This window comes from Streptococcus parasuis, assembly GCF_021654455.1.
In the GTDB taxonomy this organism is placed as follows: Bacteria; Bacillota; Bacilli; order Lactobacillales; family Streptococcaceae; genus Streptococcus; species Streptococcus parasuis.
In genome coordinates, this window is record NZ_AP024276.1 from 283,161 (window position 1) to 297,929 (window position 14,769).

The window sequence follows — 14,769 nt, forward strand, 5'->3', positions numbered from 1 at the left end:
CTCCGAAAATACGAAACAAACATAGCTCTAGCTTCAACCAGTAAACATGAACAATGCTTTTTCTAATTCCTACATTCCATTACCTACAAAAAAGTTAATACATAACCACTGTTTATTGAATTGTCAAAGGATATAATCTTTGCTATGACACGCTGATTCTTCAATTCTAAACAATTTACTGGATCGTCAAAAATAAAAAAGTGAAAAAAACAGGAAAAACTACTTGACAATGATGGATAAGATTTGATAGAATAACTGAGTTGTCTCGCAAGACTAGTCAGCTAAACAAACAACGAAAAAAAGTTTGAAAAAGTAGTTGACAATAGTAAGTGAAGATGATAGAATAATTGAGTTGTCTCTTGAGGGATTGGTTAACAGAGGAACGAAAAAAAGTTTTAAAAAAGTGTTGACAAGACCTTGAAGAAATGATAAACTAAGATAGTTGTCGCAAGGACGCGACAATGACAAGACCTTTGAAAATTAAAGAAGACAAACCAAACGTGCAGGGTGATTTATCTAAGGATAAATCGTCAATGACAAAACAAAAACAATAAAACGGAAAGCTAGCAATAGCTTGAGTTTGAATCAAAACTTTTAATGAGAGTTTGATCCTGGCTCAGGACGAACGCTGGCGGCGTGCCTAATACATGCAAGTGGAACGCATGATTGATACCGGAGCTTGCTCCACCATTAATCATGAGTCGCGAACGGGTGAGTAACGCGTAGGTAACCTACCTCATAGCGGGGGATAACTATTGGAAACGATAGCTAATACCGCATAACAGTATTTATCGCATGGTAAATGCTTGAAAGGAGCAACTGCTTCACTATGAGATGGACCTGCGTTGTATTAGCTAGTTGGTGGGGTAACGGCTCACCAAGGCTTCGATACATAGCCGACCTGAGAGGGTGATCGGCCACACTGGGACTGAGACACGGCCCAGACTCCTACGGGAGGCAGCAGTAGGGAATCTTCGGCAATGGGGGGAACCCTGACCGAGCAACGCCGCGTGAGTGAAGAAGGTTTTCGGATCGTAAAGCTCTGTTGTAAGAGAAGAACGTGTGTGAGAGTGGAAAGTTCACACAGTGACGGTATCTTACCAGAAAGGGACGGCTAACTACGTGCCAGCAGCCGCGGTAATACGTAGGTCCCGAGCGTTGTCCGGATTTATTGGGCGTAAAGCGAGCGCAGGCGGTTTGATAAGTCTGAAGTAAAAGGCTGTGGCTTAACCATAGTACGCTTTGGAAACTGTCAAACTTGAGTGCAGAAGGGGAGAGTGGAATTCCATGTGTAGCGGTGAAATGCGTAGATATATGGAGGAACACCGGTGGCGAAAGCGGCTCTCTGGTCTGTAACTGACGCTGAGGCTCGAAAGCGTGGGGAGCGAACAGGATTAGATACCCTGGTAGTCCACGCCGTAAACGATGAGTGCTAGGTGTTGGGTCCTTTCCGGGACTCAGTGCCGCAGCTAACGCATTAAGCACTCCGCCTGGGGAGTACGACCGCAAGGTTGAAACTCAAAGGAATTGACGGGGGCCCGCACAAGCGGTGGAGCATGTGGTTTAATTCGAAGCAACGCGAAGAACCTTACCAGGTCTTGACATCCCGATGACCGCCCTAGAGATAGGGTTTCTCTTCGGAGCATCGGTGACAGGTGGTGCATGGTTGTCGTCAGCTCGTGTCGTGAGATGTTGGGTTAAGTCCCGCAACGAGCGCAACCCCTATTGTTAGTTGCCATCATTCAGTTGGGCACTCTAGCGAGACTGCCGGTAATAAACCGGAGGAAGGTGGGGATGACGTCAAATCATCATGCCCCTTATGACCTGGGCTACACACGTGCTACAATGGCTGGTACAACGAGTCGCAAGTCGGTGACGGCAAGCTAATCTCTTAAAGCCAGTCTCAGTTCGGATTGTAGGCTGCAACTCGCCTACATGAAGTCGGAATCGCTAGTAATCGCGGATCAGCACGCCGCGGTGAATACGTTCCCGGGCCTTGTACACACCGCCCGTCACACCACGAGAGTTTGTAACACCCGAAGTCGGTGAGGTAACCATTTAGGAGCCAGCCGCCTAAGGTGGGATAGATGATTGGGGTGAAGTCGTAACAAGGTAGCCGTATCGGAAGGTGCGGCTGGATCACCTCCTTTCTAAGGAAACGGAACCTGTACGTTAGTCTTCTTTAATTTTGAGAGGTCTTGTGGGGCCTTAGCTCAGCTGGGAGAGCGCCTGCTTTGCACGCAGGAGGTCAGCGGTTCGATCCCGCTAGGCTCCATTAGGATAGAAATCCTACTAAACTGAATACCAGTGAAGTTGAATTCACGACTAACTTCTTAGGAAAATAGATTATCTTCCTTGTGTCTAAAGACACAACGTCAGATTCCTAATTTTCTACAGAAGTTTCGCAAAAGCGACCGTCGTTCATATCCTAAACTTGTCCATTGAAAATTGAATATCTATCAAACATTCCTTGTGTATCTGTAAGGATACATAAAGAAATAGTAACAAGAAAATAAACCGAAAACGCTGTGAATATTTAATGAGTTTTCTAATTTTTGAAAAAATTAGGTTAATAAGGTTAAGTTAATAAGGGCGCACGGTGGATGCCTTGGCACTAGAAGCCGAAGAAGGACGTGACTAACGACGAAATGCCTTGGGGAGCTGTAAGTAAGCAATGATCCAGGGGTGTCCGAATGGGGGAACCCGGCAGGTAATGCCTGTCACTCACTACTGTTAAGGTAGTGTAGAGGAAGACGCAGTGAACTGAAACATCTAAGTAGCTGCAGGAAGAGAAAGCAAAAGCGATTGCCTTAGTAGCGGCGAGCGAAACGGCAGGAGGGCAAACCGAGGAGTTTACTCCTCGGGGTTGTAGGACTGCAATGTGGACTTAAAGAGTATAGAAGAACTACCTGGGAAGGTAGGCCAAAGAGAGTAATAGCCTCGTATTTGAAATATTCTTTATACCTAGCAGTATCCTGAGTACGGCGAGACACGCGAAATCTCGTCGGAATCTGGGAGGACCATCTCCCAACCCTAAATACTCTCTAGTGACCGATAGTGAACCAGTACCGTGAGGGAAAGGTGAAAAGTACCCCGGAAGGGGAGTGAAATAGAACCTGAAACCGTGTGCCTACAACAAGTTCGAGCCCGTTAATGGGTGAGAGCGTGCCTTTTGTAGAATGAACCGGCGAGTTACGATATGATGCGAGGTTAAGTTGAAGAGACGGAGCCGTAGGGAAACCGAGTCTTAATAGGGCGCATTAGTATTATGTCGTAGACCCGAAACCATGTGACCTACCCATGAGCAGGTTGAAGGTGCGGTAAGACGCACTGGAGGACCGAACCAGGGCACGTTGAAAAGTGCTTGGATGACTTGTGGGTAGCGGAGAAATTCCAAACGAACTTGGAGATAGCTGGTTCTCTCCGAAATAGCTTTAGGGCTAGCGTCGACATTTGAGAATCTTGGAGGTAGAGCACTGTTTGGATGAGGGGGCCATCTCGGTTTACTGATTTCAGATAAACTCCGAATGCCAAAGATTTATGGTCGGCAGTCAGACTGCGAGTGCTAAGATCCGTAGTCGAAAGGGAAACAGCCCAGACCACCAGCTAAGGTCCCAAAATAATTGTTAAGTGGAAAAGGATGTGGGGTTGCACAGACAACTAGGATGTTAGCTTAGAAGCAGCTATTCATTCAAAGAGTGCGTAATAGCTCACTAGTCGAGTGACCCTGCGCCGAAAATGTACCGGGGCTAAAACAATTTACCGAAGCTGTGGATAACACTTAAGTGTTATGGTAGGAGAGCGTTCTATGTGTGAAGAAGGTATACCGTGAGGAGTGCTGGAACGCATAGAAGTGAGAATGCCGGTATGAGTAGCGAAAGATGGGTGAGAATCCCATCCACCGTAAGACTAAGGTTTCCAGGGGAAGGCTCGTCCGCCCTGGGTTAGTCGGGACCTAAGGAGAGACCGAAAGGTGTATCCGATGGACAACAGGTTGATATTCCTGTACTAGAGTATGAAGTGATGGAGGGACGCAGTAGGCTAACTAAAGCGGGCGATTGGAAGTGCCCGTCTAAGCAGTGAGGTGTGATATGAGTCAAACGCTTGTATCTATAACATTGAGCTGTGATGGGGAGCGAAGTTAAGTAGCGAAGTTAGTGACGTCACACTGCCAAGAAAAGCTTCTAGCGATGTATCATACTCTACCCGTACCGCAAACCGACACAGGTAGTCGAGGCGAGTAGCCTCAGGTGAGCGAGAGAACTCTCGTTAAGGAACTCGGCAAAATGACCCCGTAACTTCGGGAGAAGGGGTGCTGACTTATAGTCAGCCGCAGTGAATAGGCCCAAGCAACTGTTTATCAAAAACACAGCTCTCTGCTAAATCGTAAGATGATGTATAGGGGGTGACGCCTGCCCGGTGCTGGAAGGTTAAGAGGAGGGTTTAGCGCAAGCGAAGATCTGAATTGAAGCCCCAGTAAACGGCGGCCGTAACTATAACGGTCCTAAGGTAGCGAAATTCCTTGTCGGGTAAGTTCCGACCCGCACGAAAGGCGTAATGATTTGGGCACTGTCTCAACGAGAGACTCGGTGAAATTTTAGTACCTGTGAAGATGCAGGTTACCCGCGACAGGACGGAAAGACCCCATGGAGCTTTACTGCAGTTTGATATTGAGTATCTGTACCACATGTACAGGATAGGTAGGAGCCTACGAAATCGGGACGCCAGTTTCGATTGAGGCGCTGTTGGGATACTACCCTTGTGTTATGGCTACTCTAACCCGGTAGGTTTATCATCTACGGAGACAGTGTCTGACGGGCAGTTTGACTGGGGCGGTCGCCTCCTAAAAGGTAACGGAGGCGCCCAAAGGTTCCCTCAGAATGGTTGGAAATCATTCGCAGAGTGTAAAGGTATAAGGGAGCTTGACTGCGAGAGCTACAACTCGAGCAGGGACGAAAGTCGGGCTTAGTGATCCGGTGGTTCCGTATGGAAGGGCCATCGCTCAACGGATAAAAGCTACCCTGGGGATAACAGGCTTATCTCCCCCAAGAGTTCACATCGACGGGGAGGTTTGGCACCTCGATGTCGGCTCGTCGCATCCTGGGGCTGTAGTCGGTCCCAAGGGTTGGGCTGTTCGCCCATTAAAGCGGCACGCGAGCTGGGTTCAGAACGTCGTGAGACAGTTCGGTCCCTATCCGTCGCGGGCGTAGGAAATTTGAGAGGATCTGCTCCTAGTACGAGAGGACCAGAGTGGACTTACCGCTGGTGTACCAGTTGTCTCGCCAGAGGCATCGCTGGGTAGCTATGTAGGGAAGGGATAAACGCTGAAAGCATCTAAGTGTGAAACCCACCTCAAGATGAGATTTCCCATAACATTAAGTTAGTAAGAGCCCTGAGAGAAGATCAGGTAGATAGGTTGGAAGTGGAAGTGTGGCGACACATGTAGCGGACCAATACTAATCGCTCGAGGACTTATCCTAGATAAGAAAAATTCAACGAAGTCAATATTGACAGCGTGGTTGTTTCTTGTTAGAATATAGATATTCAATTTTGAGTGGATAAAGTGAAGTAACGAGGGCGTTACAAAATCCGTAAGAAAATAGGAAACTGACGCAGAGTCAATAGACTCTAGGAAGTTTATCTTTTTCACTAGGATTTTAGTCCGAGTACAATTCCATTCAACAGTAGTTAAGTGACGATAGCCTAGGAGATACACCTGTACCCATGCCGAACACAGCAGTTAAGCCCTAGAACGCCTGAAGTAGTTGGGGGTTGCCCCCTGTTAGATACGGTAGTCGCTTAGCAAATTGGGAGTTTAGCTTAGTTGAAAGTGAGAGGAATTCGAGCTTTCAAGTTGGAGATGAGGAAAACGCAGTTTTCTCCATTGCCCAGCTGAGCTAAGTCCCACCCATTGGGAGTTTAGCTCAGCTGGGAGAGCATCTGCCTTACAAGCAGAGGGTCAGCGGTTCGATCCCGTTAACTCCCATTTAAGCGGGTGTAGTTTAGTGGTAAAACTACAGCCTTCCAAGCTGTTGTCGCGAGTTCGATTCTCGTCACCCGCTTTGAACATTTCGTTCTTTTTACCAAACTTTTATAATAGTTTGGGCGCGTAGCTCAGATGGTTAGAGCGCACGCCTGATAAGCGTGAGGTCGGTGGTTCGATTCCACTCGTGCCCATTTTATATGGTCCGTTGGTCAAGGGGTTAAGACACCGCCTTTTCACGGCGGTAACACGGGTTCGAATCCCGTACGGACTATATTTTGTGAGGAGCTAATGCTCCTTTTTTTGTTTTTAAACTCGTATTTTCTTTTCTTTTGATATAATAGTTCTATGATGAAATTATCGAATAACTTATCTGTATTACCTGGTATAGGTCCAAAATCAGCTGAAAAGTTTAGTAAGCTTGGGATTGATACAATTGAGGATGCCTTACTTTATTTCCCTTTTCGTTATGAAGATTTTGAAGTTAAATCTGTATTTGATTTGCAGGATGGCGAAAAAGCTGTTCTAAAGGGTCAAGTTGTAACTCCGGCGACGGTCCAATATTATGGGAAGCGAAATCGGTTAAGATTTTCTATTAAGCAGGGCGAAATTGTTGTTTCTGTCTCTTTTTTTAATCAATCATATTTGGCAGATAAGGTTGTTCCTGGACAAGAACTGGTCGTTTGGGGAAAATGGGATAAGGCGAAGGCTAGTTTGACTGGGCTTAAGATTTTATCACATCAAAGCGAGGACTTACAGCCAGTTTATCATGTTTCACAAGGTATTACTCAGGCCAGTATTGCGAAATTAATTCATTCTGCTGTATATACGGGCTATTTGGATTTGGTTTCTGAAAATATTCCAGAGATTCTATTAAGCCATTATCAATTAATGGATAGAAAACGAGCTATTTATGCTATGCATTTTCCGAATGATTTGGAAGAATATCGCCAAGCCCTCAGAAGAGTTAAATTCGAGGAATTATTATATTTCCAATTGCAGCTACAATTGTTAAAACATGAAAATCGGAATATTTCAAATGGATTAGAAATTCAGTATGTTGAGGACTCTCTTCAAAGAAAATTAGAAACCTTGCCTTTTTCACTGACAGATGCGCAAGAGAATGCTTTAAATGAAATTTTACAAGATATGAAGCATCCAGGTCATATGAATCGTTTATTACAAGGTGATGTTGGTTCTGGTAAGACGGTTGTTGCTGGTTTAGCCATGTACGCTACGGTGACTGCCGGTATGCAGGCTGCAATAATGGTTCCGACAGAAATTTTGGCAGAGCAGCATTATGAAACTCTTAGTTCTTTATTTCCTGAATGTAAAATTTCATTATTAACTGGTAGTATGAAAGCTGGAGAGAAAAGAGAGGCGTTAGAGCATATTGCTAGTGGAGATGTCCATATGATTGTTGGGACACACGCTTTAATTCAAGAAGGTGTTATTTATCACAAATTGGGATTAGTCATTACGGATGAACAACATCGTTTTGGGGTCAAACAACGGAAGTTGTTTCGTGAAAAGGGTGAAAACCCTGATGTGCTAATGATGACGGCTACTCCAATTCCTCGGACATTGGCAATCACTGCTTTTGGAGATATGGATGTTTCCATTATTGATCAATTACCAGCAGGAAGGAAACCAATTGTAACAAGATGGGTGAAGCATGCTCAATTGCCAGTTGTATTGTCGTGGCTTGAGAAGGAATTGAAAAAAGGGGCTCAGATTTACTTTATTTCACCTTTGATTGAAGAATCCGAGACGCTTGATTTAAAAAATGCCATTGATTTAAAAGTGGAGTTGGAACACCATTTTGGTTCAAAAGCATCGATTGAATTATTGCATGGAAAAATGAAAAATGATGAAAAAGAAGTAATCATGCAGGAGTTTAAGCATGGGCATGTAGACATATTAGTTTCAACTACAGTTATAGAAGTTGGTGTCAATGTACCGAATGCTACGGTAATGATCATTATGGATGCGGATCGTTTCGGGCTGAGTCAATTACACCAGTTGCGGGGTCGTGTAGGTCGTGGAGTGAAGCAATCTTACGCCATCTTGGTCGCGGATCCAAAAACAGAATCTGGTAAAGAGCGTATGGCCACAATGACCGAGACAACGGATGGTTTTGTTCTGGCAGAAGTTGATTTAAAAATGCGGGGTTCAGGTGAAATTTTCGGAACACGACAATCGGGCTTACCGGAATTTCAAGTTGCCAATATTATTGAAGATTATCCTATTTTAGAAGAGGCTAGGCGTGTGGCTCAGCGAATTGTCACGGAAGAAAATTGGCAGAACAATCCAATGTGGTTCTGTTTACTGGAAAATTTAGAACATCAATCGATATTGGATTAAATGTTTGAGGAACCTTTGGGATTATAAGTAGTGCAAATATGTTCTCTTTCTTAATCTGAAGATAATACCTTATTAATCTTTAATTACACAGCAATTGACTGAAAGTGATTTGTTGGAGCCTTACCGTTTTCATGAAGCTTACCATGGGAAATGGTTGATTATTAAGAATATCTATTTTTAGCAAAAAAACACAATAGGTGCATGAAAAAATCGTGCACCTATTGTTTGTACGACGGGCATGTCGTACATCTGAGGTGAAAGTCCTCCGTGGACACCCGCTACCGGTGAACCCCAAAGCGACTCCCAAGCCTGACTATCGTGAGGTAGCGGGGAGAGGAAGGGATAGCGAAATCGTGGCTCTACGAACAGAAACGTGATAACAAGGCGTATATAGGGGATGAGGGGGCATACAACTCTAAAGTCCAAAAAGGTAGTCGTAACCTATAGACGTAAATCACGAGAGTAAACGAGGAAAGATGTACGACTTATCCCGTGAGGTCTCATGAGCGTCAAAGACGTAGTAACAACGAATCATGAGAAGTCAGCCGAGGCCATAGTAGCGATGAAACTTCTGTAATAGAGGTGGAGCGAAGGGCTGAATATTTCAACAGTCAGGGGAGTGACTGTTGAAAGTTTGACATTGAAAATAAAGGCTGTCAAACCGAAGTATACCTACTTCACTTGTGTCTGTAAAACTAGCGGTCTGATAGAACTGGGTGCGGTCACGTATTGACTAGAGGAAAGTTCACCAATATAAGACGTCCCTCAGACACCGAAACAAGAAAGGAATACGCACATGTCACAGTTACTAGATAATATCCTATCTCGGTCCAATATGCTTGAAGCCTACAATCAAGTTAGAGCCAATAAAGGTTCAGCAGGAATTGACGGCGTAACTATTGACGAAATAGATGACTATCTCCGCAAACACTGGCGTTCAACTAAAGAACTCATAAAGCAGAGGAAGTACAAACCTCAGCCAGTCTTACGAGTTGAAATTCCCAAACCTAACGGCGGAGACCGTCAGTTAGGTATCCCAACGGTCATGGATAGAATGATACAACAAGCTATTGTCCAAGTCATTAGTCCTATTTGTGAACCCTATTTCTCTGAGAGGAGTTACGGATTCAGACCCAATCGGTCATGCGAACAAGCTATTATCCAGTTATTAGAATACCTTAATGACGGTTATGAGTGGATAGTAGACATAGACCTGGAGAAGTTCTTTGATACCGTTCCTCAAGATAGACTGATGTCGCTTGTTCATAACATTATCCAAGATGGAGATACAGAATCTTTAATTCGTAAGTACCTTCATTCAGGTGTAGTCATCAACGGACAACGGTATAAAACACTAGTTGGAACTCCACAGGGAGGAAACCTATCACCGCTCCTGTCCAATATCATGCTTAATGAGCTAGATAAAGAGTTGGAAAATCGTGGACTTCGCTTCGTTCGCTACGCAGATGACTGCGTCATCACAGTCGGTAGTGAGGCGGCGGCTAAACGTGTGATGCATTCAATTAGTCGTTATATTGAAAAACGATTAGGTTTGAAAGTCAACATGACCAAGACCAAGATTGTGAGACCGAGCAAATTAAAGTACCTAGGATTTGGGTTCTGGAAATCATCTGAGGGCTGGAAAAGTCGTCCGCATCAGGATAGCGTACAGAGTTTCAAGAGAAAACTCAAGAAACTAACGGCCCGTAAGTGGAGTATTGACTTAGACAGCCGAATTGAGCGACTAAACTGGGTCATCCGAGGTTGGATAAACTACTTTTCTATGACGAACATGAAATCAGTCATGGAAAGCATTGATGAACGACTAAGAACTCGAATAAGAGTTATTATCTGGAAACAATGGAAGAAGAAATCTAGGCGATTATGGGGACTTCTCAAATTAGGAGTACCGAAGTGGATAGCGGATAAAGTATCTGGCTGGGGAGACCATTATCAATTAGTGGCTCAGAGGTCTGTACTGAAACGTGCCATATCAAAACCAGTCCTCGCTAAACGTGGACTGGTTTCTTGCCTAGATTATTATCTAAAACGACATGCGTTAAAAGTTAGTTGAACCGCCGTGTGCCGAACGGCACGCACGGTGGTGTGAGAGGGACTAGAAATTAGTCCCTACTCGATTTATCCTTGAATATAATCAGCTAAATCCTGCCCGTTCAAGCCAGCATTTAGGGCAATCAGTAATTTGATACGGGCTTTTTGGGAATTCAGTTCTTTTACAAATAAGACTCCTAATTCTTCCAATTGTATTCCGCCACCATCGTAGGCATATACTGGTTCTGCAATACCATTGAAGCAACGTGACACGAGCACGATAGGGAGTTGCTTATTGATAAGTTTTTTAATGGCTGAAATACTTGCTGGTGGTAGGTTTCCAGCTCCTAAGGCTTCTATTACTAAGCCAGAAATGGGGGCCTCTACAAGTGCATCCAGTAAGATAGTATCCATATCTGCGTATGATTTTATGATTGGGACAACACCGTTGATGGCCTGTAAATCAAAGCGGACACGTTTGTCGGCTGCCTTGAAAAAGAGTATTTCCCGTTTTGTCACAAGGCCCAAGGGTCCATGAGTTGGTGTTTGAAAGGTTGAAACATTTGTTGTATGTGTTTTTGTTACATACTTCGCAGCATGAATTTCATCGTTCATGACCACAAGAACACCTTTGTCAGCAGATTTTTTATCAGCAGCAACACGAAGTGCAGTTCTATAATTATAGATTCCATCGCTTCCTAATTCGTTAGAAGAGCGCATAGCACCTGTCACCACTATTGGTTTTTGTGGAATAGACATTGTGTCCAAAAAATATGCTGTTTCCTCTAGGGTATCAGTTCCATGTGTGATGACAAACCCGTCAAAATGGGAGGCTTCTTCTCTAATTTTTTTATAAATCATCATCATGTGCTCAATTTGAATATGAGGACTAGGAAGATTCAAAAAATCAACGGACACTACTTCAATGTTCTCTATTGGTGAAGTGACTTGGGTCATTGGATTAATGGGACTTGATTCGACAGCGCCGTTTTGATCTGCTTGCATGGAAATTGTTCCCCCAGTATGGAGAACGAGAATTTTTTTCATAAATTTTCCTGATTCTTTCAAAATATGCTATACTTAATTGTAACACAATTCTAATGAAAGTAGGTGGGATGGTTGACAGTGAAGGCAGTTTTTTTTGATATCGACGGAACCTTATTGACGGACCACCGAACTGTGAGTAAGTCAACTATTCTTGCCATTAACCAGTTGAAAGCAAGAGGAATCTTGGTTGGTTTGGCAACTGGTCGAGATCCGCGCTTTATCTTACAATATATGGCTAGTCTGGGACTTGATATGGCAGTTGCTTACAATGGACAATATGTTTTTACAAGAGATGAAGTGGTTTTCAGCCAGCCAATTGAAAAAGAGGACATCGATAAAATGATTGCGTATGCTGAAAAATTCCAACGTGATCTTTCATTTGGTACTGCATTAGGGGTAGTTGGTAGTGGCATTATGAGTATGGGGACTGGGAATTTTGCTTATCGAATTTCACGTATGGTCCCTGAAGTTTGTGCGGGCTTTGTAAACTTTATTTTTAACCATATTATCCGTATTGTGAAACCGCAAAATAAGGGGAGCTTCAATCATTTGATTACTCAACCCATTTACCAAATGATGCTATTAACGATGGAAAAAGAGGCGCAGCGATTAGCGGAGCATTTTCCACAATTAACTTTTACTCGTTCAAGTCCTTATGCGACGGATATTATTTGTAAGGGGAATTCAAAACTGATTGGTATCAAACGGTTAGGAGATTTTTATCATTTTTCGACCGATGAAGTGATGGTTTTTGGAGACTCAAATAATGATATTGAGATGTTGGGGGAGGTGCGGTATTCTGTTGCCATGAAAAATGGGACAAAGCAAGCCAAACAAGTGGCTTCTTATATAACTGATACGAACAATAAGGATGGTATCTATAAAGGCTTACGTCATTTTAATCTAGTAGAGGAACAAAATGTTTAAAAGTAAGGATCAACATTTTAATCGTGTAAAAGAGTTTCATCATCTGATGGATGGTCAAACTCAAGAGTTTCCAAAGGAGTATGATTTTGAGACAGCCGTTTTCAGGGCAGGGTTTAAAATTGAAGAAATTGTTGAATTTGTTCATGCTTCCTCACAGAATGAGAGTGGTTTTAGAGAAGGGATTGAGTGGCTACACTCTGAATTAGATAAGGCTGCTGCTAAGATAGAAGGAAAAAAAGAGGCAAAGGTTTCTTTGCATGATCAAGTGGATGCTTTATTGGACCTTTTGTATTTTACCTATGGTTCTTTTGTATTAATGGGAGTGGATCCAGAGCCGATTTTTCAGCTAGTCCATGAAGCTAATATGGGCAAAAGATTTCCGGATGGACGTGCTCATTTTGACCCAGTCACTCATAAAATTTTAAAGCCAAATGATTGGGAGGAACGTTTTGCTCCTGAGAGAAAAATTGAAGAAGAGCTAAAGAGACAGATGAAAGGACTTGATCACTAACATCAAGTCCTTTATGATTTTTATAAAATTTTCTCGCCCTCGCGTACTATCAATAAGTCAATCGTTGCATGACGCATGATATACTCTGAAGAGGAACCAATGAGCAATCTTTCAAAAGCATTTAACCCAGTTGCACCAAGTAGCATTAGGTCAGCACCGGTTTCCTTTGGAATATCTACCGCTAAGAGTGTTTTTGGGTTTCCAAATTCTATACGGATTTGAACATCTTCTATTCCGGCATTCAGTGCTTCCTGTTTATAATCTTCTAGTAATAGTTCAGCTTCACGTTCTAAAGACTCATAGACTGTTGCATCAAAAGCAACCACGTTATGTAACGCTCGTGTATCAATGACATGGGCAATTATCAGTCGTGCCTGATTTCGTTTTGCGACGTGGATAGCCTTGTGTAGTGCTAGTTCAGCACCGGCTGAACCATCAACAGCGACTAGAATTGTTTTATAAGATTGAGACATACCAATCACTCCTTTCAAGTGGAGAACACAAATAAGCAGTGTATTCGCTTACATTTTTATTATAAGTCTTTTTTGAAAAAATGTAAAGTATTCTTGTGATTTTTTTACTTTTACAGTACAATATAAACCATAAGAAAGTCGAGGTGACTTATGAGAAAATTTGAGAAGTCAATGAAATTAGATGACGTTGCGTACGATATTCGTGGTCCAGTCTTGGAAGAGGCTATGCGGATGCGTGCTAATGGTGAGCAGATTTTAAGGTTGAATACCGGAAATCCTGCTGAATTTGGTTTTACTGCGCCAGACGAGGTCATTCGTGATTTGATCCATAACGCTCGTAAATCAGAAGGTTATTCGGATAGTCGGGGGATTTTCTCAGCTCGTAAGGCGATTATGCAATACTGTCAACTCAAGAAATTTCCAAATGTTGATATTGATGATATTTATCTTGGTAATGGTGTAAGTGAGTTGATTGTCATGTCTATGCAGGGCTTGTTGGACAATGGTGATGAGGTGTTGGTACCGATGCCTGACTATCCTTTGTGGACAGCAGCGGTAAGCTTAGCTGGTGGACATGCAGTTCACTATGTTTGTGATGAGTCTGCAGACTGGTATCCTGACTTAGCAGATATGGAATCCAAGGTGACATCACGGACTAAGGCTATTGTTCTTATCAATCCTAATAATCCAACGGGTGCTTTATATCCAAAAGAAGTGTTGGAAGGAATCGTTGAGATTGCTCGGAAACATGAGCTCATTATTTTTTCTGATGAGATTTATGACCGTATGGTATTTGATGGAGCGGTTCATATTCCAATTGCGACCTTGGCACCGGATTTATTTGTTGTAACGATGAATGGTCTATCAAAATCACATCGTATTTGTGGGTTCCGTGTTGGTTGGATGGTGTTATCAGGCCCTAAACATCATGTGAAAGGGTATATCGAAGGCTTAAACATGCTGTCCAATATGCGTCTATGTTCCAACGTATTAGCCCAGCAGGTGGTGCAGACATCGTTAGGTGGTGTACAATCTGTTGATAAATTATTGACTCCAGGTGGGCGACTTTATGAACAACGTGAGTTCATTACAAGGGCGATTCAAGATATACCTGGACTGTCTGCTGTTAAACCCAAAGCAGGTCTGTATATTTTCCCTAAAATTGATCGAGAAATGTATCGTATTGATGATGACGAGCAGTTTGTTCTTGATTTCTTGAAGCAAGAAAAAGTATTGTTGGTTCATGGACGAGGTTTTAACTGGAAAGAGCCAGATCATTTCCGTATTGTTTATTTACCACGTGTTGACGAACTAGCAGAAATTCAAGAAAAAATGACACGATTCTTAGCGCAATATCGACGTTAGGAGTGAAGAAAAGTCGGGGGTTCTCCCAATGTCATTAAGTTAAGCAT

At 43.2% G+C, this 14,769-nt stretch carries 5 protein-coding genes, 5 tRNA genes, 3 rRNA genes and 1 pseudogene; 12 read left to right on the forward strand and 2 right to left on the reverse strand.

Going from position 1 to position 14,769, the window contains the following annotated elements; translation table 11 throughout:
- Positions 1-593 precede the first annotated feature (593 nt).
- From L6410_RS01445 to ltrA, 10 genes are all read left to right on the forward strand, one after another.
- A 16S ribosomal RNA gene (locus L6410_RS01445) occupies positions 594-2,150 on the forward strand.
- A gap of 52 nt (positions 2,151-2,202) precedes the next feature.
- A tRNA-Ala gene (locus tag L6410_RS01450) sits at positions 2,203-2,275 on the forward strand.
- Between the two features lie 301 nt (positions 2,276-2,576).
- Positions 2,577-5,480: ribosomal RNA gene (locus tag L6410_RS01455) — 23S ribosomal RNA — on the forward strand.
- 208 nt (positions 5,481-5,688) lie between these two features.
- Positions 5,689-5,804, forward strand: a 5S ribosomal RNA gene (gene rrf / locus L6410_RS01460).
- The 16S, 23S and 5S rRNA genes sit together here with 5 tRNA genes alongside, the layout of an rRNA operon.
- Before the next feature lie 109 nt (positions 5,805-5,913).
- A tRNA-Val gene (locus L6410_RS01465) sits at positions 5,914-5,986 on the forward strand.
- 5 nt (positions 5,987-5,991) lie between these two features.
- Positions 5,992-6,062, forward strand: a tRNA-Gly gene (locus L6410_RS01470).
- Positions 6,063-6,103: 41 nt separating this feature from the next.
- A tRNA-Ile gene (locus tag L6410_RS01475) sits at positions 6,104-6,177 on the forward strand.
- 8 nt (positions 6,178-6,185) lie between these two features.
- Positions 6,186-6,257: transfer RNA gene (locus L6410_RS01480), tRNA-Glu, on the forward strand.
- Positions 6,258-6,334: 77 nt separating this feature from the next.
- On the forward strand, positions 6,335-8,347 hold the full coding sequence (gene recG, locus L6410_RS01485; RefSeq protein WP_419580012.1) for an ATP-dependent DNA helicase RecG: 2,013 nt from the start codon (positions 6,335-6,337) through the stop codon (positions 8,345-8,347).
- A gap of 796 nt (positions 8,348-9,143) precedes the next feature.
- A complete protein-coding gene (ltrA, locus tag L6410_RS01490) occupies positions 9,144-10,421 on the forward strand; it encodes a group II intron reverse transcriptase/maturase (protein ID WP_172006496.1) in 1,278 nt (425 codons plus the stop codon).
- 65 nt (positions 10,422-10,486) lie between these two features.
- Here ltrA and L6410_RS01495 read toward each other — a convergent pair whose 3' ends face one another.
- Positions 10,487-11,446 (reverse strand): asparaginase, encoded by a 960-nt coding sequence (locus L6410_RS01495; RefSeq protein ID WP_222383127.1) that lies wholly within the window; start codon positions 11,444-11,446, stop codon positions 10,487-10,489.
- A 72-nt stretch (positions 11,447-11,518) separates the two neighbouring features.
- Between L6410_RS01495 and L6410_RS01500 the strand changes: the two are divergent.
- Positions 11,519-12,884 (forward strand): annotated as a pseudogene (locus L6410_RS01500) (HAD-IIB family hydrolase).
- A 20-nt stretch (positions 12,885-12,904) separates the two neighbouring features.
- On the opposite strand, the gene L6410_RS01505 reads toward L6410_RS01500, so the two are convergent.
- Entirely contained in the window at positions 12,905-13,357 is a 453-nt protein-coding gene (locus L6410_RS01505) for a universal stress protein (RefSeq protein WP_024397621.1), read from the reverse strand.
- Positions 13,358-13,507: 150 nt separating this feature from the next.
- Between L6410_RS01505 and L6410_RS01510 the strand changes: the two genes are divergently transcribed.
- Entirely contained in the window at positions 13,508-14,722 is a 1,215-nt protein-coding gene (locus L6410_RS01510; protein WP_024391780.1) for a pyridoxal phosphate-dependent aminotransferase, read from the forward strand.
- Positions 14,723-14,769 lie beyond the last annotated feature (47 nt).